This window comes from Candidatus Microthrix subdominans (genome assembly GCA_016719385.1).
In the GTDB taxonomy this organism is placed as follows: Bacteria; Actinomycetota; Acidimicrobiia; order Acidimicrobiales; family Microtrichaceae; genus Microthrix; species Microthrix subdominans.
Window position 1 is genome coordinate 350,365 of the sequence record JADJZA010000006.1, and the last position, 21,115, is coordinate 371,479.

The following is a 21,115-nucleotide window of genomic DNA, read 5'->3' on the forward strand; positions in this document are numbered from 1 at the left end:
AACGAAGCCGCCTCCGGTTACACTCTGCATCACTCGTCTCGGGGCTATGTGGCCCTGTATGGAGGCAATCTCTCGTGTTCGAACGCTTTACTGATCGGGCTCGCCGGGTCGTCGTTTTGGCCCAGGAAGAAGCTCGACTTCTCAACCACAACTACATCGGTACCGAGCACATCCTGCTCGGGCTGATCCACGAGGGCGAAGGCGTCGCCGCCAAGGCCCTGGAATCCCTCGGGATCTCCCTCGAAGCGGTGCGCAGTCAGGTCGAGGAGATCATCGGCCAGGGCGGCTCATCGCCGTCGGGGCACATCCCCTTCACCCCCCGTGCCAAGAAGGTGCTCGAGCTGTCGCTGCGCGAAGCACTGCAGCTCGGCCACAACTACATCGGCACCGAGCACATCCTGCTCGGCCTCATCCGCGAGGGTGAGGGCGTGGCCGCCCAGGTGCTCGTCAAGTTGGGCGCCGACCTGTCGCGTGTTCGCCAGCAGGTCATCCAGCTGCTGTCGGGCTACTCCGGCCCGCAGGGCGCCAGCGGCAGCGGCGAGAAGGCCGCCGCCGGCACCGGCGGATCCAGCGGAGAAGGCGGCCAGTCCGGCTCGCCCGTGCTCGACCAGTTCGGGCGCAACTTCACCCAGTTGGCCAAGGAACACAAGCTCGACCCGGTCATCGGTCGCTCGAAGGAGACCGAGCGGATGATGCAGGTGCTCAGCCGCCGCACCAAGAACAACCCGGTGCTCGTCGGCGAGCCCGGCGTGGGCAAGACAGCGATCGTCGAGGGCCTGGCCCAGGCGATCGCCGATGGCGACGTGCCCGACACGCTGACCGGCAAGCAGCTGTACACGCTCGACCTCGGCGCCCTGGTCGCCGGGTCCCGCTACCGCGGCGACTTCGAGGAGCGCCTCAAGAAGGTGCTGAAGGAGATCAAAACCCGCGGCGACATCATCTTGTTCATCGACGAGATCCACACCCTGGTCGGCGCGGGTGCGGCCGAGGGCGCCATCGACGCAGCCTCGATCCTCAAGCCGATGCTGGCCCGAGGCGAGCTGCAGACGATCGGTGCCACCACGTTGGACGAGTACCGCAAGCACCTCGAGAAGGACGCCGCCCTCGAGCGGCGCTTCCAGAAGATCGTCGTCGACGAACCGTCGGTCGCCCACACGATCGAAATCCTCAAGGGGCTGCGCGAGCGCTACGAGGAGCACCACCGGGTGACGATCACCGACCAGGCGCTCGTCGCCGCCGGCAACCTGGCCGACCGCTACATCTCCGATCGGTTCCTCCCCGACAAGGCGATCGACCTGATCGACGAGGCCGGCAGCCGGCTGCGCATCCGCCGCATGGCCGCCCCCGAGGAGTTCCGTGAGCTCGAGGCCGAACTGGCCGACGTCAGCCGCCAGAAGAAGGAAGCGGTCGAAAGCCAGGACTTCGAGCAGGCCGGCCGCATGCGCGACCGCGAGAAAGAGTTGCTCGAGGCCAAGGAGAACACCGAGGCCGAGCTGAGGGCCTCGGGCGAGGATCTTTTTGACGAGGTCGACGAGGAGTCGATCGCCGAGGTGCTGGCGATGTGGACGGGTATTCCCGTCTACAAGCTCACCGAGGAGGAGACCACCAAGCTGCTTCGCATGGAGGACGAACTCCACGAGCGGGTCATCGGTCAGGACCAGGCGATCAAGTCGGTGTCCCAAGCGATCCGCCGCACCCGCGCCGGGCTGAAGGACCCGAAGCGTCCGTCCGGTTCGTTCATCTTCCTGGGCCCCTCAGGCGTGGGCAAGACCGAGTTGGCCAAGACGCTGGCCGAGTTCCTCTTCGGTGACGAGACCGCCATGATCAGCCTCGACATGTCCGAGTACATGGAGAAGCACACGGTGAGCCGCCTGGTCGGTTCGCCCCCCGGGTACGTCGGGTACGAAGAGGGTGGTCAGCTGACCGAGGCCGTGCGGCGCAAGCCGTTCTCGGTCGTCCTCTTCGACGAGATCGAAAAGGCCCACCCCGACGTGTTCAACACGCTGCTGCAGATCCTCGAGGAAGGCCGGTTGACCGACAGCCAGGGCCGCTCGGTCGACTTCCGCAACACCGTGCTGATCATGACCTCCAACCTGGGCACCGCGGATCTGCGCAAGGCCAACGTCGGCTTCTCGCGCAATGATGAGGCGGTCAGCTACGAGCGGATGAAGGCCAAGGTCAACGACGCACTCAAGGCGCACTTCCGGCCCGAGTTTCTCAACCGGATCGACGACGTCATCGTCTTCCACGAGCTGAGCAAGGACGAGGTCATCCAGATCGTCGATCTGATGACCGCCCGGGTTGCCGAGCAGCTCGCCGGATTGGGCATGGGCCTCGAGATCACGGAGGCGGCGAAGATTCACTTGGCCGATACCGGGTACGACCCGACGTTGGGGGCCAGGCCGTTGCGCCGGGCGATCCAACGCCAGGTGGAGGATCCGGTCTCGGAGAAGCTGCTCCACAAGGAGTTCACCGCCGGCCAGATCATCGTGGTCGACGTTGAGCCCGACCCGGAGAATCCGGACGAGAACATTGCGGTGTTCAAGGCGGTCGAGGGCTTCATCCCGCCCGACTCGCCGGCGGAGATGGTTGCCGGCGATGTGGCGGGCGATGTCCCGGAGTCCGGTAACTGATCCGACGATCGTGATCGGGACGCTCGGTTGAGCGTCCCGAGCTCGAGAGCAACGGCCCGGCCCGCCCCACGAGGGCGAGCCGGGCGGTTGCGCGTTCGCCATGACAGCTACGGGCACCGAGCCTTCGAGGTCGTTGGCCACCGTGGGGGCCGTCTACCGTGACGGGGGTGCGAACCCCCTCCCGCCGAATCCGCTCGGTGCTGCTTGCGTTGTTGGTCGTCGTCGGCCTCGTCGGTTGCGAGGCGACCGCCGAGGTGAACGTGGACGTGGCCGAGGACGGCTCGGGCACCGTCGAGGTGGTCGTCGAGCTCGACCGCGACGCGCTGGGACGCATCGGAGGCCTGGAGGCGATCGACACCAGCGATCTGGCCGCAGCCGGTTGGGACGTGACCGACCCCGAGCTGGTCGAGGACGGCTCGGTGAAGCTACTGGTCACGAAGGACTACGGACGACCGAGCGACCTGCAGCCAACCCTGGAGGAGATCACCGGGCCCGACGGACCGCTGCAGGGCCTTCAGGTCAACGTGCTCGACAAGTTCGGCGGCACCAAGTACGTCCTCGACGGTCGCCTCGTCACCGAGGTCAACCTCGCCCAGTTCTCCGACCAAGGCGTGGCCGACGCCCTCGACGGCCTGGCGTTGGGCCGCAGCGACAAGGACCTGGCCGCCGAGCTGAAGGACAACCCGGGGTCGCTCACGCTCGACCTGTCCGTCTCCATGCCCGGCGAGCTGATCGACAGCAACGGGGAACGCTCCGAGGGCACGTCGGCGGGCAGCCGGGTGAGCTGGAGCGCCGATCTCACTGCGGCGGGTACCGAGACGGCGCTCAGCGCCACCTCGGAGGAAAAGTCGGGCCGGGCCCCGCAGTTGGTGTTGGTCGGTGGGGTGCTCGTGTTGTTGGCCGGCGCCGTGCTGCTCATCGGCATGTGGGCCAGCCGGCGTCTCGATCGGTAGCGCGGCTGACCCCGGCCGAGCGCGTCTCTGTCGGCTTGGTCGGTGCGATCCGGTTTGTCGGATCGCAACCCAGCCGTAGTTTTCCGGGTCGTGGGGAACTCCTGGCCCTTCGTCGTCGTCTCAGGTGGCAAGGGTCCAGGGAGGCAGCGTGTCCAGATCGGTTCGTCAGGTCGTTCGAACAGCGTTGAGGCGGCAGTCGGGTCACCGGCGTACCTTCGATGAAACCCGCCCACACCACTCCGAGTGCCCGCATGTCGGCAGCGGGTTGCGCTGCGCTCCTCGTTGCGCGGCGGCTGTCAGCACAGCGATCGTGCTGGCAACCGTCGGATGCGGAACCGCAACCGAGGGTTCGGTGGACGCACCAGCCACCAACGGACCAGTAGCCGAGGGAACGCTCCCGACCGACACGTCGGCCGCGGCCGAGATGCTGTCCGACAGCGAGGTGGTGTGGCAGGTGGACATCGGCGGTGGGCTCGTGCCCTTCGCCGTCGCCGCCAACGACGTGCCCGAGGTGACCATCTACGGCGACGGTCGCATCTTCGTTGCCGAGGAGCTCGAGACGCCGCCGTGGACGGTGCCGCCGCCCGTGGAGGTGTTGCTGGGCTCGGTGCCGCCCGAGCAGCTCCGGGCCTTCCTCGATGATGCAGCGGCATCCGAGATGATCGATGAGTCGGTGAACTACGGCACCCCACGCGTCGCCGACTTGGGTGGTACCACGGTGCGGCTCCGCAGCGCGGCTGGCCCGGCCGAGGTCAGCGTACATGGCTTGGGGTACGACGCGCGGGGCGATCTCGGCACGTCGGAAATCGAGGCCCGCAACACACTCGAGACGCTGATCGAACGATCGCGTCGGTTGGGTGATCGACCTACGCCGTGGGTGCCGGATCGGGTTGAGGTGACCGACCTGCCGGGGACCCACGAGTTCGGCACGACTCCGGAGGGGACGACACCGTGGCCAGGGCCGCGGTTCGTCGAGGTGTTCGGCACGGTCAAGCCCAACGACACGGTCGCCGGGTCGCGCTGCGCCGAGATCGCCGGTGTTCACGCAGCCGAGGTGTTTTCCGCAGCGCGGGTCTCCGGCATGCCGTTCGTCGATGATCAGGGTGCCGAACTCCAAGTGGTGGTGCGGGCACTGCTCCCGGGCGAGGTGGCCTGCGACGGTCCGTGAGCATCGCCAGGGATCGCTGCCGCTCTGGTGGAACTGGGCCGTGTCGCTTCGGTCGTGGACGAGTGGTTCCCCGTCCGCTCGGCACCGAAGTGATCGCCGATGTGGAACGTGGGAACGCATGTGGTCGACGCTCACGTGGAAGGGTCATCTCGTAGTGTCGCTGCGGCACCGACCTGGTCGGACCGGTGCAACGACCTTCACGACGATTGATGCGTTCACGCACCGCCTCACGCCAAACAGGAGCACGACATGCGCCGGCCCATCACCAGCCCAACCGCCGCTGCGGTCGGTCCGTACAGCCACGGCGTCGACGCCGACGGTGTCGTCTATTGCTCGGGGCAGACGCCGATCGACCCCGCCACCGGCGCGCTCGTCGAGGGTGACGTCGCCCGACGCACCGAGCAGTGTTTCGACAACCTGTTCGGCGTGCTCGCAGCGGCCGGGCTCACCCCGGAGGACGTGGTGAAGATCAACGTCTTCCTGACCGACATGGACGATTTCGAAGAGATGAACCGGGTGTACGCCTCCAGGTTTGTTGAGCCATTCCCGGCGCGCACCACCATCGGGGTGGCTTCGCTCCCGCTCGGCTCGAACATCGAGATCGATCTGATCGCGCAGCGTCGGTGAACACGTCCGGCGAAGCCATCCTGTACCCGCCGTGGCCGCTGTGGGGCGAAAGGCTCTCGCCGGCCTTCGTTGTCACAGTTCGTTTCTAGCGTGGTGTCATGGCTTCCAAAGCATCACCCGCACCCGTCTTCCGCTGCCTGGCCTGTGGGCAGGAGGCCCCCAAGTGGGCCGGTCGCTGCGGCGGGTGCGGCGACTGGAATACCCTCACCGAGGAGCTGGCGGCTCCGGCCGACGACCACCCGATCCCGCACGTGCCGGGCACGGTGCGGGCGATCGGTGACGTTCCCGAGCTGGGGGACCCACAGTTCGCAACCGGCATAGGCGAGCTGGACCGAACGCTGGGCGGCGGCTTCACCGGGGCATCGGTCAGCCTGATCGGGGGTGAGCCGGGGGTGGGCAAGAGCACGCTGTTGTTGCAGGCCTCTGCGGGCGTGGCCCGGAGTGGCCGCGGCGTGCTCTACGTCACCGCCGAGGAGTCGGCCAATCAGCTCAAGCGACGCGCCCAGCGCCTGGACTCCATCTGCGACGAGTTGTACGTGCTGGCCGAGACCAGGCTGGAGGTGGTGCTGGCTCGGCTGGCCGAGACCACCCCGGCGTTGGTGGTCGTCGACTCGGTCCACACGCTCTATGACGACAGGGTCAGCGGCGTGCCCGGCTCGGTCACCCAGGTGCGTGAGGCCACCAACGCCCTGGTGGCGGTCGCCCGGCGCAGCGGTGCCGCCGTCGTGTTGGTCGGCCATGTCACCAAGGACGGCGGCCTGGCCGGGCCGAGGGTGCTGGAGCACGCCGTCGACACCGTGATGCACTTCGAGGGCGACCGCGACGGCGCGCTGCGGCTGTTGCGGGTGGTGAAGCACCGCTTCGGTGCCACCGACCGGGTGGGCATGTTTCGCATGGGCCGCCAGGGCATCGAGTCCTTGGACGATCCGTCCGGGCTGTTGCTGGCCGATCGGCGCGCCGGGGTACCCGGTTCGGCGGTGGTGGCCGTGCTCGAGGGCCACCGGCCAGTGCTGGTCGAGGTGCAGGCGCTGGTCAGCCCCGCCCGGCGGGCACCGGGGGGTACGGCACCCGCACCGTCACCGGGCTGGTGCCCAGGCGCATCGACCTCATCCTGGCGGTGCTCGCTCAGCGGGCGCAGCTCGACCTGAGCAACGCCGACGTGTTCGTCTCGGTCGCCGGCGGGCTGACCGTTCGCGAGCCGGCCGCCGACCTGGCGATCGCCGCCGCAGTGGTGTCGGCGGCAACGCTGCGGGCCATCCCCGGCGATGTGATGATGGTGGGGGAGGTGGGGCTCACCGGCGAGCTGCGGGCGGTGCCCGAACCGAGCCGCCGGATCTCGGAGGCGGCCAGGCTGGGCTTCCACCGCATCGTGGCGCCGCGCGACCGCAGCGTCCACCCAGCCGGTGGCGCAGCCGAGTGGTCGCGCTCCGCCCGCCTTCAACAGGTGCCCACGCTGGGCGAGGCGATGCAGGCGATCTCGCTGCAGGATGCCGACCTGCGGGCGGTGTAGCACTCCTCGGTGGCGGAGCGACACCGGCGCTGCGGTCGCACGCCCGCAACACCCTTCGAGCACTCAGCCGGCAGGCCACCCGGCGGCGGTCATGTCGTCCATTGCTCCACCGTCGAGGACGTCCAGGCCGATGGCCCGCATCTCCCCGGCTGCGACCGCTGAACGATTGCCGCTGCGGCAATAGACGACGTAGTCGGCGTCGGGGTCGAGTTCGGCGATCTGGGCGTCGAAGTCCGGTCCCTGAATGTCGATGAGCCGAGCATCGTTGACGTGGCCGGCGTCGAACTCCTCGGGAGTACGTACGTCGATGACGATGCGGTCGGCATCCAACGCCACCCCGGCTGCTTCCCGGCCCGGCGCTGGAGCGTTCGAGCCTTCGGCGCCGGGGGTGGCTGCATCTGCCGCCTCATCGCCGGAGCACCCGGCGAGCGCTGGCCCTGCTACCAACAATGCCAAGGACGCGAGGACGGCTCGAATGGGTGAAGGGCGATTCATCGGGTCAGTATTGTCCGTACATTCGCTCACCGCCCAGTCGGAGGCGCGGGTCGACGCTTCGTGCGCGTTTTAACTGTCGATGATCGCGTTCGAAGTCCCGAACCCGCTGAGGGCCCCCGGGTGATCAACCGGTGTGGGAGGATCGGGCGATGAACGAGGACACCTTCACCTTCGACGGAAGCGACGGCCAATCGATCCACGTGTATCGCTGGACCGGAGACGGCACGCCGCGGGCGATCGTCCAATTGGCGCACGGTATGGGCGAGCACGCCGCCCGCTACCGCCGGTTTGCCGAAGCGCTCACCGACGCCGGATACGTGGTGTACGCCAACGACCATCGCGGTCACGGCCGCACCGCCGGTGGTCCGGAGCATTACGGCGAGCTTGGGCCGGCCGGGTGGGCGGGCCTCGTCGCCGACATCGGAACGCTCGGCAAACGGGCCCGCGAGGAGCACCCCGACACGTCGCTGATCCTGTTCGGCCACTCGATGGGCTCGTTTGCGCTCCAGCAGTTTCTGATCGGCCACTCCGGCGACGTGGATGCTGCGGTCCTCTCGGGCACCTCGGCGCTCGACGTGATTGGAGCTGGAATCGATCCCGATGCCGAGGTCGATCTCAGCGCCTTCAACGCCCCGTTCGAGCCGGCGCCGACCGAGTATGAGTGGCTCAGCCGGGATCGCGCCGAGGTCGACGCCTACGTCGCCGACGACGCCTGCGGTTTCGGCCTCGACGCAACGGCCGCTCGCGGCATGCTCGAGGGGACCGCATCGACCAGCGATCTGGATTCGATCGCCCGGGTGCGGGCCGATCTGCCGATCTACCTCATGTCGGGCGACGCCGATCCACTGGCGGGCGGCGGTGAGCTGATCGAGTTGGTTGCTCAGCGCTACCGCGACGCCGGAGTCGACGACGTCTTCGTTGCTCGATACCCGGGGGCACGCCACGAGATCCTCAACGAGATCAACCGTGACGAGGTCACCGCCGACCTCATTGCGTGGCTCGATCGAGTGCTCGCCTGAACTCTTGCTCGGTGGACGCTTGGCGCTTCGACCGACGATTGGTTCGATATCGGGTGGCGGCGCTGCAGCTGGTCCGCTCAGGGCCAGGGCCAGGGCCAGGGCCGGGCATTGGCAGCTTGGCGCTAAGATAGAAACGTGATCGCTCGGCGCAAACAGGAGTTGTGGGACGCGCTGTCGGCGGTCGCTCCCGGAACCCAGCTGCGCGACGGCCTCGATCGCATCTCCAAGGCGAGGATGGGCGCCCTGATCGTCGTCGGGGATGGCCCGGAGGTGCTCAACGTGTGTTCGGGCGGGTTCCTCCTCGACGCAGCGTTCACGCCCCAACGGTTGAGCGAGCTGGCCAAGATGGACGGCGCCATCATCTTGTCGGCCGACTCGTCGCGTATTGCCCGCGCCAACGTTCACCTGGTGCCCAACCCCAACGTGCCGACCACCGAGACCGGCACCCGCCATCGCACCGCCGAGCGTGTGGCGCGCTCGGTCGGCGTGCCGGTGGCCACCGTGTCCGAGGACATGGCGGTGCTCACCGTGTACCGGGGCGACGAGAAGTACCAGCTCGAGTCGATCCCCAACATCCTCAACCGCTGCGATCAGGCGCTGCAGACGCTGGAGCGCTACAAGAGCCGCCTCAACGAGGAGCTGGCCAGCCTGACCGCCCACGAGGTGGAGGGCCTGGTGACACTGCGCGACGTCATCGTCGTGCTGCAGCGCTCCGAGATGGTCAGCCGGATCGCCGACGAACTCCGGCACCACCTGATCGAGCTGGGTGCCGACGGCCGCCTGGTGCGCCTCCAGCTTCGCGACCTGATGGCGGGCGTCGGCGACGAACGCACCAACCTGATCCGCGACTACGCACCCGACGGCATCGAACCTGCGGAGGCGCTCGAGCGTCTGCGGGACCTGGACCCGGGCGAGATCACCGACCCCGACGATGTCGGCGACGTGCTCGAGCTCGGCGACGGCAACTCGGTCGACCTCGACCAGACGATGCAGCCGCGCGGCTATCGCATCCTGGCACGCATCCTGCCCCGGCTTCCCGAGCCGGTGATCGAAGCGGTGGTCGGCAGCTGCGGCCGGTTCGACAAGCTGATGCGGGCCTCGACCGAGGAACTGGCCGACGTGGCCGAGGTGAGCGAGCAGCTGGCAGCGGTCATCCGTGACGGTCTCAGCCAGCAGGCTCAATCGTCGATCCTCAACCGCTACCAGTAGCCACCGTCATCAGGAGCCGAACAACTCGGCCGAAAGGGGACCATGCGCATCACGTTGCACACCGGCACGCCGGCGGAGATCGCTCGTCCGGCCGGGGTGACGCCCGCTCGTGGCCTCGTCATGTGGCCCGATATCCGTGGTCTGCGGCCGCTGTTCGACCAGCATGCTCAACGGGTGGCCGACGCCGAGGGCTGGGTCGTGGTTGTGCCGGAGATGTGGCCCGGCCGCGAGCAGCTGAGCGTGGTCGATCGCCTGGAGTCCGCCGGTGAGCTGCGCGATGACGCCAAACTGGCCGATGCGCTGGCTGCAGCGGAGGCGACCGGGTGCGACACCGTTGGCATCATGGGGTTCTGCATGGGTGGCATGTACGCCATGAAGGCCTCGTCGTCGGGGCGGTTCGACGCTTCGGTGAGCTTCTACGGCATGATCCGCATGCCCGAGGCGTGGCGGGCTCCCCATCAGACCGATGCCATCGATTCGGTCGCAGCGCCGGGAGCGTGTCCCGTGCTGGCGCTGTGCGGCACGGAGGATCCGTGGCTGCCGGAGAGCGAGTTGGACGAGCTGGACGAGGTGGCCACCGTGGTGCGCTACCCCGGCGCCGACCATGCGTTCGCCCAGGACCCCGACGGTGCCAACCACCGCCCCGAGGATGCGGCCGACGCGTGGGGGCGTGCCCTGGCGTTTCTGGGCAGCGGCGGCGATCCGACCGCTGCGAGCGAAGCGGGGTCACCAACGTGAGCGACGACCTGATGAGCGGCGAACCGGCGACCGGCGAGGTCGCGCCTGCGCTCGGAGCCATCGAACTCCGGGTGCTGGGATGCCTGATGGAGAAAGAGCTGACCGTTCCCTCCACCTACCCGCTGACGCTCAACGCGCTGGTGACGGCCGCCAACCAGAGCTCGGGGCGCAACCCGATCATGGCGCTCGACGCAGGCGAGGTTGCCGGCGCGCTCGACGCCCTGCGAGATCGCTCGCTGATTCGTCGGGTGTATCCCCGCTCCGGAGAGCGACGGGAGAAGTTCCGTCAGGTGGCCGACGAGGTGTTGGAGCTGTCCGATGGTCGTCGGGCGGTGCTGACGCTGCTGATGCTGCGCGGGCCGCAGACGCCAGGGGAGTTGCGCAGCCGGGCCGGCCGCCTCCACAGCTTTGGCGAGCTGTCCGAGGTGACCGATGCGCTGGGCGAGCTGGCCGGTCGCACCACGCCGCTGGTCGTCGAGCTGCCCCGTCAGGCCGGTCGCCGCGAGGCCCGCTGGGCCCACCTGCTGGGAAGCGCTGCGCCGGCCGATGTGGTGGCGGAACAAGCCGACCCGCCTTCCGTCGATTCGCCACCTCCACCTGCGATGTCACCGTTGCTCGACCCGCTGCGACCGCTGATCGGCCGCTGGGAAGGGTCCGGGAAAGGGGAGTACCCGACGATCGACGACTTCGGGTACTCCGAAACGATCACGTTCGCGCCGCTGGCCGACAAGCCGGTGCTGGTCTATACGTCGGCGACCAGGCACGCCGACGACGGTCGTCCGCTGCACGCCGAGACCGGCTACCTGCGGTTGATCGGGGAGTCGGAGGTGGAGCTGGTCATCGCCCAGGCGCCCGGCCTCATCGAGGCGGGATCCGGCCTCGCCACCCATCCCGGTGGCGCCGAGGATCGGCACGCCGTGCGCTTGGCGATCGACTCCACCATCGTCGCCGGCACACCCACGGCCAAGGAGGTCACCGCCACGGAGCGGCGCTACCTGGTGACGGGCAATCGGCTCGGCTACGACCTCGCCATGGCTGCGGTCGGCCTCCCGATGACCCACCACCTGACCGCCGAACTGAAGCGGGTCGAGTAGCGCCCATCCTCCATCGGTTGCGCCGTGGGTCGCGAAACCTCGACGTCGCAAGCGAATCCGTGGTGTAGCTTCGCCGCACCGCAAAATGTGGGGGTGTCTCCATGATTTGGACGAGCGACGAAGCGTATCGGCGTGGCATCGATGTGATGTCCGAGGTGGTCGAGCAGGTGCCCGGTGACGCCTGGGGTCGGCCATCGCCGTGTGAAGGCTGGCGAGCGCTTGATGTTCTCGGCCACGTCGGCGCCGCGACGGCCATGGGGCTGCACATCCTGCGCGGGCGAAGCGCCCGATCTCGGCTTCGGGCGTCAGGATCCGCCCGGTGACGCCGTCCGGGCCGACCCGTTGCTGTGGTGGACCGGCTTGGCCGCCCCCGCCCGGGAAGCGGTGGCGGAGATCGACGACCTCGGCCTGGAGCGGGTGGTCGACACCCCGATGGGGCGTCGCTCCGTTCGGGACGGGCTCAGGTTCCCGGCAGCCGACCTGTTCCTCCACGCCTGGGACATCGCGGCGGCGACCGACGTGAGCGTCTCGATCCCCGACGACGCAGTCCCGTTCGTTCGCGCGCTCGGCGACGCGGTTCCACCAGAGGTGATGCGCTCGCCGGGGGTGTTCGGCGCCGAGGTGTCCGTCCCAGACGGTGCCACTGCGGTCGACCGTCTCCTCGGGTGGACCGGGCGGAACCCCCGATGGGAGTCGCCCACCCAATGAACGCAGCGCTGGTCGGACAGCCGCACCGGCGAGGCGTCCGCGCCGAGCGGCTGGGATCGACTCAGCGGGCGCGGATCTCGAGCTCGCGTCGCTTCAAGATGACGTAGGCCCGGTCGTGCTGTTCGATCCAGCCGAGGCGCATGAACGCCGAGATCGCCTTGTTGACGCGTTCGCGGCTGGCGCCGATCAGCCCGGCCAGCTCTTCCTGGGTGATGGGAATCTCGAAGGCATCGGTGTCGCCGGCCAACTCGAGCAGGCGCTTGGCGGTACGGCCGGTCACATCGAGGAAGAACGCATCGGCGAGCGCTGCGTCCATGTGGCGCAGCCGCCCGCTGAGCATCTTCACCACCTCCCACAGGAGGGCGGGGCGCTCATCGAGGATGGCGCGCAGCGGGCCGAAGGGAACCGACAGCACCTGCGACGGCTCGAGCGCCCGGGCGTCGGCCGAGCGTCCGGTGCCGTCGAACAGGCTCATCTCGCCAAACAGGTCGCCTGATTCCATCAGAGCGACTATCGACTCGCGACCGTCGACCGAGCGGTTGCCGATCGCCACCCGGCCCGACTCGACAACGAACAATGCGTCGGCATCCTCGTCCTCCTTGAACAGCACGTCGCCTCGAACCAGGTCGAGGCTGGACGACTCGTCGAGCATGCGATCGAGCTCGGAGTCGGTGAGCGCAGCGAACAAGGTGACTTCGGCAAGCTTGGATCGATCCACGAGCGCATCCTAGTGCTGAGCCTGCTCATGCTGTGGCCGATGGCACTCGCCTACCTTGTGATGGTGCTCGATGTGTGGACGATCGTGGTGGCCGCCGGCTCCGGGCGGCGTTTCGGGGGGCCCAAGCAGTTCGTCGCCCTTGCGGGTCGGCCCCTGCTGGCCTGGGCGCTCGAGGCGGCTGCGGAGGTCTCCACCGGTGTCGTGGTCGTCGTGCCCGCCGACCGGTTGGAGCACCTGGCCCGGCTGCGGCCGCAGCTGCCCGGCATCGACGCCGTCGTGGCCGGGGGTGCCACACGCTCGGAATCGGTGCGGGCCGGGCTGGCGGCAGTGCCAGCAACGGCTGGAATCGTCGCCGTGCACGACGGGGCGCGCCCGTTGGCCGACCGGGCCGTGTTCCGTCGGGTGATCGACGCGGTTGCGTCCCCGGACGGGGCGGCCGGAGCCATCCCTGGCGTGGCGCTGACCGACACGCTGCGTTCGAACGATGGATCGGTGGTCGATCGGGACACGCTGATCGCCGTGCAGACGCCCCAGGCCTTCCGTGCGGACGCGTTGCGCCAGGCGCACCGGGATCATCGCGAGGCCACCGACGACGCCTCGCTGATCGAGGCCTGCGGGCAGCGGATTGAGGTCGTCGAGGGGGACCCGGCGAACCTGAAGGTGACCGTGCCGTCGGACCTCGTCGTCGCCGCAGCGCTGCTGGCCGAACGGGATGCGACCGGGCCTGCACCCCACGCCGATGACCGCCCGGGTGCGGCGGCGCGGGAGGATGGGGAGATGGCCGACCACGACCGCACCGAGCCGATCGACCTGCGCGTCGGCAACGGCTTCGACATCCATCGCTTCTCCGACGATCCCGAGCGTCGCTGTGTGCTCGGCGGAGTCGAGATTCCCGGTGTGCCCGGGCTGGAGGCCCACAGCGACGGTGATCCGGTCGCCCATGCGGTCGCCGAGGCGCTGCTGGGTGCCATCGGGCTCGGTGATTTGGGTTCCCACTTTCCCGACACCGACCCGGCTCACGCAGGCGCCGACTCGATGGCACTGCTCGGCGAGGTGGTCGCCCGTGTGGCCGACGCCGGTTGGCAGGCGGTCAACGTCGACTGTTCGGTGATCGCCGAACGACCCAAGCTGGCGCCTCACCGCGACGAGATGACCCGGCGGCTCAGCGATGTGGTCGGCGCGCCTGTGTCGGTCAAAGGACGACGTGCCGAGGGCGTCGGTTCGCTCGGCTCCGGCGAAGCGATCGTTGCGCTGGCCAGCGCACTGGTGGCCCGCCGATGAGCCGGGGAACGGGAGGCTCGAGAAACAACCCGTCCGGCGGTAAGCGGCCGGCGCGGGGTGGCGTCGGCAAGGGCGCTTCTCCCAAGGGCGGTGGACCTGGCCGAGGGCGAGGTTCGGGCGCCGGCGAACGGACGCCGAGCAGGGGTGGCTCAGGAGGCAAGCCGCCACGGGGCAAAGCGGGCGGAGGCCAGCGCAGCGGACCCCCTCGCCGCGGCCCGACCGCTCAGACCGGCAGCTCGGTTCGCTACAGCGATCGCGGCGACCGTCGAACCCGGCCGAGCGCCACCACCTCGCGCTACGGCTTGGGCGGGGACCAGGTCGAGGGTCGTCAGGCCGTGCGCGAGCTGTTGCTGGCGGGCACCCGCAAGGTGCGCGAGATCTTCCTGGCCGAGGACCTCGACCCGGCGCCGGTGCTCGACGACATTCGTCAGCTGGCACGCGAGCAGCGGGTGATGGTGACCGAGCTGGGACGTAAGGCGCTCGACCGTCGCAGCTACACCGAGTCCAGCCAAGGCGTGGTGGCCGAGGCCGCCGAGCTGAAGCCGGTCGAGCTCGAGGACCTCGTTGCAGACGGCGGCCGTGGCGGTTCGCCGTTTCTGCTGGCCCTCGATGGGGTCACCGACCCCCGCAACCTGGGTGCGCTGCTGCGAACTGCAGAATGTGCCGGCGTGGATGGGGTCATCCTGCCCCGACACCGGGCTGCGCACGTCACGCCGACGGTGACCAAGACGGCCGCCGGTGCCGTCGAGCACCTGCCGATGGCTCTGGTGGGCGGGTTGCCCGCTGCGATCGAGTCGCTCCGTTCGGCGGGGGTGTGGGTGGTCGGCCTGGACAGCGCCGGTCCCACCTCGCTCTACGACCTGACCGTCGCCACCCAGCCGATCTGCCTCGTCGCCGGCGCCGAGGGCAAAGGTCTGTCGCGTCTGGTGGCGCGCCGCTGCGACGAGGTGGTGTCGCTGCCGCTACGAGGCAGCCTCGACTCGTTGAACGTGGCTGCGGCGGTGGCGATCGCCACCTACGAGATCACCCGACGTCGCTCGTTGTGAGCGTTGGGTTTCGGGGGGATCGGCCCCCGTCGGTCCCCTTCCAGGGGTGCCGTTCCGGAGGGTCACCGACTTTTCTGGCGGCGGCTACTACTCTCCTCAGCACCGATTGTTGTCACACGCCTCGGTGAGCCGCCCGGGTAGTCCATCCAGGTCGACGGCGGGAACCAACACATGACCGAACCAACACGATCACGATCTTCTCGTCCCACCCAGCCCAACGCCGGGCGCGGGATCGCCCTCGTCGCCGTTGCAGTGATCATCGGCGTGCTGCTGGTCTGGAAGAACCCCGGCACTGGCCAGGTGACGGCCTCACCCGATCTGCACTCGGCCACGTCGACAACCGCCGGTGGTGACGATCCTGCCAAGGACGCGACCACGACGACCGCTGCGCCGACGACGTCGGTGCCGGTCGCCGAGCTGAAGGTCACCGTGGCCAACGCCTCCGGGGTGAGCGGTGCGGCCGGCGACGTTGCCGAGAAGTTGAAGGCGGCCGGCTATACGAGCGTTGCGGCGCTCAACGGCGACAAGGGCCAGCCGACCAAGGTGTACTTCGAGAACGGCTTCGAGGCCGACGCCAAGGCTGTCGCCAAGGCCGCCGGGCTCCCCGAGTCAACCGTGGAGGCGCGGCCCCCCGAGGTTTCCATCGAGGCCAGCGGCAAGAACGCTCAGGTGATCGTCATTCTCGGCGACGGCTTCGATCCGGCGAAACCGGGTGCAGACGGTGGCGACGCGGCCACCAGCACACCGCCGGGCGTGGCGACCACCGCGGCGGGATAGCCCGACCGGAGCCCCCAGGCATCCGGGGAGAGGGGTGCGGGCCGATCGCAGTCGGTCGTTACCCTGGCCGGGTGCGCATCGTCGTGGCCCCCGACAAGTTCCGCGGCTCGCTGAGCGCGCTCGATGCCGCCGAAGCCATGGCCGAAGCCGTGGAAGCGCGCGGGTGGACGGCGCTCAAGGTGCCGATGAGCGACGGCGGCGAAGGGTTTCTCGAGGTGTTGGGGGGCGCCAACCGCACGAGCACCGTCACCGGACCGCTCGGCGACCCGGTTGAGGCCGGCTGGCGACTCAGCCGAAAGCGGGCGGTGCTCGAGATGGCCTCCGCCTCCGGGCTGGCGCTGGTCGGCGGGGCCGAGGGCAACGAGCCGCTGGCCGCCGACACGACCGGGGTGGGCGAGTTGATCGCCGCCGCCCTCGACGCCGGCGCCCGGTCGATCGTGATCGGCATGGGAGGCTCGGCGACCACCGATGGTGGGTTGGGTGCGCTGCGGAGCCTGGGGCCCGTGCCGCGTCTGGGCGGCGTCCGTCTGGAAGTCGCCTGCGACGTCCGCCTCACCTTCACCGCAGCTGCCGCCTGCTTCGCCCCGCAGAAGGGCGCCACGACCGCCCAGGTGGAGCTGCTCAGCCGGCGGCTGGACCGGTTGGTGGAACTGTACGCGGAGAGCTACGGCGTCGACGTGTCGTCGCTGGTGGGTTCGGGCTCGGCGGGAGGGCTCGCCGGGGGGTTGGCGGCGCTTGGCGCCACCCTGACCGAGGGCTTCGAGCTGGTCGCCGACCACGTCGGCCTTGAGGTGATGCTCGAAGACGCCGACGCGGTTCTGACCGGCGAGGGTCTCTGCGATGCCGCCTCCTTCGAGGGCAAGGTGCTCGGCGGCGTCGCCGGACTGGCCGCCTCGCTGGGCCTGTCGGCGGGAGCGGTGGTGGGTGAACTCGACGACGGCCTCGAGCTGCCCCCGGGCTTCGAAGTCGCCTCGCTGGTTGCTGGCGTCGGACGAGAGGCAGCGCTCGGTGATCCCGCTCGCTCGGTGACGCTCGCCACCGAGCGGATGCTCGACGCCCTGCTTCCGGGCTGAGCTGCTTCCGAACCCAGCCGCTGCCCGACGGGCGTCCGGTTGGGTCAGCGGGCGGAGTAGTCGTCCACCTTGAGCATCGGAGGCAGCTCGCCCAGGTCGACCTCGGCCACCGAGAGGTCGGGCCGCTCCAGGGTCATGCGCTCGCCGATCAGCCGGGGATCGACCCGGGCCAGGATGGCGGCGGCCACCGCGGCGGCCTGCGGGCCCAGCTCCGACAACGGCCGGTTTCGGTGGGTGCGTACGTCGAGGTCGACCTGGGTGATCGACTCGGTGCCCATGGCGGCGGCGATGTCGATCAGCAGCCCGACATCCACCCCGTAGCCGCGTACGAAGCTCAGGCGTTCCAGCACCGACCGGCGCCCACCGAACTCGCCCGACAGCGGCTGGGCCACCAGCGCCAGGTGGGGGAAGAACATCGACAGCAGGGGTCGGGCAACCAACTCGGTGACCCGGCCGCCCCCGGTGCCGTTTTCGCCGGGCCGGCGATAGTGGCCTTTGGTGAACTGCACGTCGGTGTTGCTCAGCAACGGACCGAGCAGTCCGGTGACGAAGTGGCTTGAGAAATCGGTGATGTCGGCGTCGCACCACACGATGACGTCGCCGGTGCTGGCAAACAGCGACTTCCACAGCACTTCACCCTTGCCATGCCCGGAGCCGAACTCGGGCAACAACGACGACGACGCCACCACCGTGGCCCCGGCGGCCTCGGCCTCCCTGGCGGTGTTGTCGGTGGAGTGGTCGTCCATCACGATCAGCTCGTCCACGAGCCCGCCGACGACCAGATCCCGGTGCAGAGCCGCCACGATGTCGCCGACCGTCCCGTCCTCGTTGCGGGCCGGGATGGCAACGGTGACCCGGTCGGTGCGGGTGGCGGCCAGCCGGGCGACATCGAAGTCGCGATGGCTGGCCTGACGGAGCGGGCCTGCCAAGAAGGGCGGCCCCGGGAGGGTTGAGGAGGATGGCGCGGTCATGTGATTGGGCTCGGACTGAACGGGCCCCCGGGGTCAAGCCGAGCGCCGACGAGCGCTCCGATCATACGGCGTCGGGGTGCGTCGGCACCGGTCGGGTGGCGCGCGCCGACCGCGAAACGATGGGTGGGGAACATCGAGCGGGACGTGAGCGTTCTCCGGGAACGCGTCTGTGTCGCTACGATCGGCCGCTCGCGAGCCGGCGTCCGTCGGCCCGTCCAACTTCGAGTTCGCCCCGACCCAAGGAGGCCTTTGCGATGGCCGTGACCGTTCGTATCCCCACCACCCTTCGAACCCTGACCGGTGGCACCTCTTCCGTCGACGTCGCAGGCACCAACGTCGGCGAGGTACTCGCCTCGCTTGAAGAGGCCTACCCGGGGTTCCGCGAGCGGATCTTTGGTGACGACGGTCAGTTGCGACGCTTCGTCAACGTGTTCGTTTCCGACGAGGACGTGCGCTACCTCGACGGGTTGTCCACGCCCGTGCCCGATGGCGAAACCGTGGCGATCGTTCCCGCCGTCGCCGGGGGCTAGCAGGCCGACGGTCCGCCGCTGGTGGCCGAGTGCCCGACCGCTGGGGGACGGCCGGCGCGGCGGACACATCCGCCGGGCGCCCCCGCCGGCCCCGGTTGGGCTACAGGTCGTCCCGGTTGCGCATGTAGGTGATCGCCGCCCAGCCGGGCGCCACCGGCAGCCAGAAGGTGGCCAGGCGAAACAGGAACACGGCCGGCACGGCGACCGCTGTGGTCATGCCCACGGCGGTCAGCCCGGCGATGTAGGCGGCCTCGGAGGCGCCCAACCCACCAGGGGTTGGTGCGGCCGCCTCGACGAACGCACCGGTGAGGTAGACGACGCCCACCTGGACGAAGCTGGCCGACCCGCCGAAGGCCAGAACCGACACGTACAGCGCCACCAGGTTGGCCATCGTCGTGATCGCCGAACCGCCGAAGAGCGACGCCACCTTGCCCGGTCGGGTGGCGATTCCGACCACGCCGTCGCGGGCCCGGCGAAGGGCGTCGATGAGGTTCTGGAGAAACACCCGGCGACCCCACGGCGTGGCCATCACCAGGCCGGACACCGCAAGGACGACCGCCACCAAACCGAGGACGGTGGTCAGCGATGGCAGGCCGAGGCCGAGGCCGCCGCTGGAGCGGCCGGCGGCGGTGATGAAGGACGCCACCAACAGGATGTGCACCGCAAACCCGGCGACGACCGACATACCGACGCCGGCGGCGGCGACGGCTGCATCCACCCCCTGCTTGGTGAGAAAGCGCAGGTTGAGGGCCATCCCGCCCACCTTGGCCGGCGTGATCGTGTCGGAGAACGCTGCGGCCACCTGGGCGAGCACCGCCTGCAGGATCGGCACCCGGTTGGGCACGCCGCCGACCAGGGCCAGGCCTGAGCCGACGTAGCTCACCGCCGAGCACAACAGCGCCACCGCCGCCCACCACCAGTTGGCCGACTGGGTCTCGTCCCACAGGTTGCCGGCCGACGCCAGCTGTGGCACCAGGAAGTAGGCGGCGCCGCCGATCATCGAGATGGTGAGGATGCGGCGGGTGCTGAAGCGCGACAGGTCCTCGGCGTCGGGCACCTCCTCGATCGAGGTACGCTTGGCCACCTCGCTGCGCAGCGCCTTGAAGCCGTCCTGGCTGAGCGCATCCCGGGTGACGGTGGTTGCGGCCAGGGGCTGCATGCGGGAGAGCGCCTCGACGAGCGGATCGCGCCCGAGGACCTTGAGCGCCGCCGCCACCGCCGCCTGCGGCCCGACGACCGCCGCGGTCGAGGCGAGCAACTCGACGATGTCGTCGGTCAGCTGAACGTCGTCGGCCGCCACCTCCGAGCCGACGAAGCCCACCAACCAGATGTGGTCGTCGTCGTCGATCATCAGGTTGTCCACCCGAAATTGCCGGTGGGCGATGCCGGCGCGACGCAGCGCCGCCAGCTGGGCCCAGGCGTCCTCGAGCGCGCCGACGAAGCGGTGCTCGTCGACTTCCGCCAGGTCGGTGGCGGTGACGAACTCGGTCACCAGCATCATGCCGTTGGCCCCGGTTGACCCGAATGCGAGCACCCGCGGGGTTCGGACGCCCAGGTTGTGGGCCTGAAGCGATGACAGCGCCTCGTGGTTGGCCTCCCCCCGAAGGGTCCCGACGCTGCGCTCCCCCCTGGGTGCCTTCAGGCGCAACCGCCGCCACAACCGGGAGAGCAGCTCGGCGGCGTGGCGGTTGGGCCCGCGTACTTTGATGGCGATGTCGGAGCCGTCCTCCAGCGTGCCCTCCCAGCGCACCGAGGTGGGGGTGCTCGTCGGGTGGGGGGCGGTCGAGGCCAGGCTGACCGGCAACAGCCCGAGCCGCCGCAGCGAGGCGACGACCGACGCTCCACTCGGATCCTGGTTTGGTGTCTTGAAGATGATGCCGATCAACGCGCCGGCCACCGTGCCGACCCCCAGGTCGACGAGCACGCCGAGAAATCCGGACGTGGACAGCACGGACACGGCGGCGATGTAGATGACGGTGGTCCACCACCAGGCGTTTCGCCACCGGGCGCTCAGCCACGGCCCACCCAGGACGAGCGCCGCCACCGTTGCGCCGAGGATGGGGGAGGTGGAGATCGTCGGGATCGACTGCCCGCTCAGCCGCTCGGCCAGGAAGCCGTCGAGGGTGCTCGACGACGACATAGCCACGACCACGCGTTCGGCGGCGAAGCTGAGCGCCGCTCCGGCCAGCGCCGCCAGGTTGAGGGTGAGGGCGGTCCGGAACCGTCGTTGGCTGAGCAACACCCAGTTGATCGCCCCCACGACGGCGACCAGGGCGTAGACCCCCAGCGAACTCACCAGGGTTTGGAGGACGTCGGGCAAGGCGTCGAGCAGCAGCCGTTGGTTGTAGGCCAGCCCGGCTGCTGCGTCCTCGTAGAGCACGGCGATCACCAGGCCAACCAGGATGGCGACCGCCCCCACCAGCAAGCGCACGACGTAGGTGGGGGACCGCACCATGGCCGGTGAGGCTCGACCGATCAGCTCGCAATCCGGGGCGTCGTCGTCGCCGGTGACGAAACGAGGGTCGGCCTGAGCCATGGGTCGTGACCCTACTGGCCGCTGCCAGC

General features: G+C 69.4%; 19 protein-coding genes and 1 pseudogene. 16 read left to right on the forward strand and 4 right to left on the reverse strand.

What is annotated here, in order from left to right:
* Positions 1 to 74: 74 nt before the first annotated feature.
* From IPN02_09715 to IPN02_09740, 6 genes are all read left to right on the forward strand, one after another.
* Entirely contained in the window at positions 75 to 2,633 is a 2,559-nt protein-coding gene (locus IPN02_09715; GenBank protein ID MBK9297093.1) for an ATP-dependent Clp protease ATP-binding subunit, read from the forward strand.
* Between the two features lie 167 nt (positions 2,634 to 2,800).
* A complete protein-coding gene (locus IPN02_09720; protein MBK9297094.1) occupies positions 2,801 to 3,586 on the forward strand; it encodes a hypothetical protein in 786 nt (261 codons plus the stop codon).
* Between the two features lie 352 nt (positions 3,587 to 3,938).
* Complete coding sequence (locus IPN02_09725; GenBank protein MBK9297095.1) at positions 3,939 to 4,754, forward strand: hypothetical protein; 816 nt, start codon at positions 3,939 to 3,941, stop codon at positions 4,752 to 4,754.
* Between the two features lie 249 nt (positions 4,755 to 5,003).
* The gene (locus IPN02_09730; GenBank protein ID MBK9297096.1) at positions 5,004 to 5,381 is read left to right on the forward strand and encodes a RidA family protein; all 378 of its coding nucleotides are present in this window, start codon (positions 5,004 to 5,006) and stop codon (positions 5,379 to 5,381) included.
* Between the two features lie 98 nt (positions 5,382 to 5,479).
* Entirely contained in the window at positions 5,480 to 6,529 is a 1,050-nt protein-coding gene (gene radA, locus IPN02_09735; protein MBK9297097.1) for a DNA repair protein RadA, read from the forward strand.
* On the forward strand, positions 6,469 to 6,891 hold the full coding sequence (locus IPN02_09740) for a hypothetical protein (GenBank protein MBK9297098.1): 423 nt from the start codon (positions 6,469 to 6,471) through the stop codon (positions 6,889 to 6,891). The genes radA and IPN02_09740 overlap by 61 nt, the downstream gene beginning before the upstream one ends.
* A gap of 63 nt (positions 6,892 to 6,954) precedes the next feature.
* Here IPN02_09740 and IPN02_09745 read toward each other — a convergent pair whose 3' ends face one another.
* On the reverse strand, positions 6,955 to 7,386 hold the full coding sequence (locus tag IPN02_09745; GenBank protein MBK9297099.1) for a rhodanese-like domain-containing protein: 432 nt from the start codon (positions 7,384 to 7,386) through the stop codon (positions 6,955 to 6,957).
* Between the two features lie 149 nt (positions 7,387 to 7,535).
* Here IPN02_09745 and IPN02_09750 point away from each other — a divergent pair, with 149 nt between their 5' ends.
* The 5 genes and pseudogenes from IPN02_09750 (at position 7,536) to IPN02_09770 (ending at position 12,154) form a co-directional block, all read left to right on the forward strand.
* On the forward strand, positions 7,536 to 8,405 hold the full coding sequence (locus IPN02_09750) for an alpha/beta hydrolase (protein MBK9297100.1): 870 nt from the start codon (positions 7,536 to 7,538) through the stop codon (positions 8,403 to 8,405).
* 135 nt (positions 8,406 to 8,540) lie between these two features.
* The gene (disA, locus tag IPN02_09755) at positions 8,541 to 9,614 is read left to right on the forward strand and encodes a DNA integrity scanning protein DisA (protein MBK9297101.1); all 1,074 of its coding nucleotides are present in this window, start codon (positions 8,541 to 8,543) and stop codon (positions 9,612 to 9,614) included.
* A 42-nt stretch (positions 9,615 to 9,656) separates the two neighbouring features.
* Positions 9,657 to 10,352: a dienelactone hydrolase family protein gene (locus tag IPN02_09760; protein ID MBK9297102.1), complete on the forward strand. Its 696-nt coding sequence runs from the start codon at positions 9,657 to 9,659 to the stop codon at positions 10,350 to 10,352.
* A complete protein-coding gene (locus tag IPN02_09765) occupies positions 10,349 to 11,446 on the forward strand; it encodes a DUF480 domain-containing protein (GenBank protein ID MBK9297103.1) in 1,098 nt (365 codons plus the stop codon). The genes IPN02_09760 and IPN02_09765 overlap by 4 nt, the downstream gene beginning before the upstream one ends.
* A 101-nt stretch (positions 11,447 to 11,547) precedes the next feature.
* A pseudogene (locus IPN02_09770) lies at positions 11,548 to 12,154 on the forward strand (TIGR03086 family protein).
* Positions 12,155 to 12,215: 61 nt separating this feature from the next.
* On the opposite strand, the gene IPN02_09775 reads toward IPN02_09770, so the two are convergent.
* Positions 12,216 to 12,872, reverse strand: a complete 657-nt coding sequence (locus IPN02_09775; GenBank protein ID MBK9297104.1) for a Crp/Fnr family transcriptional regulator — start codon at positions 12,870 to 12,872, stop codon at positions 12,216 to 12,218.
* A 39-nt stretch (positions 12,873 to 12,911) separates the two neighbouring features.
* On the opposite strand from IPN02_09775, the gene ispD reads away from it, so the two are divergent.
* The 4 genes from ispD to IPN02_09795 all read left to right on the forward strand — a co-directional run bounded on the left by ispD (position 12,912) and on the right by IPN02_09795 (position 17,049).
* On the forward strand, positions 12,912 to 14,153 hold the full coding sequence (gene ispD / locus IPN02_09780) for a 2-C-methyl-D-erythritol 4-phosphate cytidylyltransferase (protein MBK9297105.1): 1,242 nt from the start codon (positions 12,912 to 12,914) through the stop codon (positions 14,151 to 14,153).
* A complete protein-coding gene (gene rlmB / locus IPN02_09785; GenBank protein MBK9297106.1) occupies positions 14,150 to 15,199 on the forward strand; it encodes a 23S rRNA (guanosine(2251)-2'-O)-methyltransferase RlmB in 1,050 nt (349 codons plus the stop codon). The genes ispD and rlmB overlap by 4 nt, the downstream gene beginning before the upstream one ends.
* Positions 15,200 to 15,370: 171 nt before the next feature.
* Positions 15,371 to 15,976 carry a LytR C-terminal domain-containing protein gene (locus tag IPN02_09790; GenBank protein ID MBK9297107.1) on the forward strand — a complete coding sequence of 202 codons (606 nt, stop codon included), beginning with the start codon at positions 15,371 to 15,373 and terminating at the stop codon, positions 15,974 to 15,976.
* A gap of 71 nt (positions 15,977 to 16,047) precedes the next feature.
* Entirely contained in the window at positions 16,048 to 17,049 is a 1,002-nt protein-coding gene (locus IPN02_09795; protein ID MBK9297108.1) for a glycerate kinase, read from the forward strand.
* A 44-nt stretch (positions 17,050 to 17,093) separates the two neighbouring features.
* Here the strand turns inward: IPN02_09795 and IPN02_09800 are convergent, their stop codons facing one another.
* Positions 17,094 to 18,020, reverse strand: coding sequence for a glucosyl-3-phosphoglycerate synthase (locus IPN02_09800; GenBank protein ID MBK9297109.1), 927 nt, complete (start codon positions 18,018 to 18,020; stop codon positions 17,094 to 17,096).
* A 254-nt stretch (positions 18,021 to 18,274) separates the two neighbouring features.
* Here IPN02_09800 and IPN02_09805 point away from each other — a divergent pair, with 254 nt between their 5' ends.
* Complete coding sequence (locus IPN02_09805; protein MBK9297110.1) at positions 18,275 to 18,550, forward strand: MoaD family protein; 276 nt, start codon at positions 18,275 to 18,277, stop codon at positions 18,548 to 18,550.
* Between the two features lie 100 nt (positions 18,551 to 18,650).
* Here IPN02_09805 and IPN02_09810 read toward each other — a convergent pair whose 3' ends face one another.
* Positions 18,651 to 21,086, reverse strand: a complete 2,436-nt coding sequence (locus IPN02_09810; protein ID MBK9297111.1) for a flippase-like domain-containing protein — start codon at positions 21,084 to 21,086, stop codon at positions 18,651 to 18,653.
* Between the last annotated feature and the right edge of the window lie 29 nt (positions 21,087 to 21,115).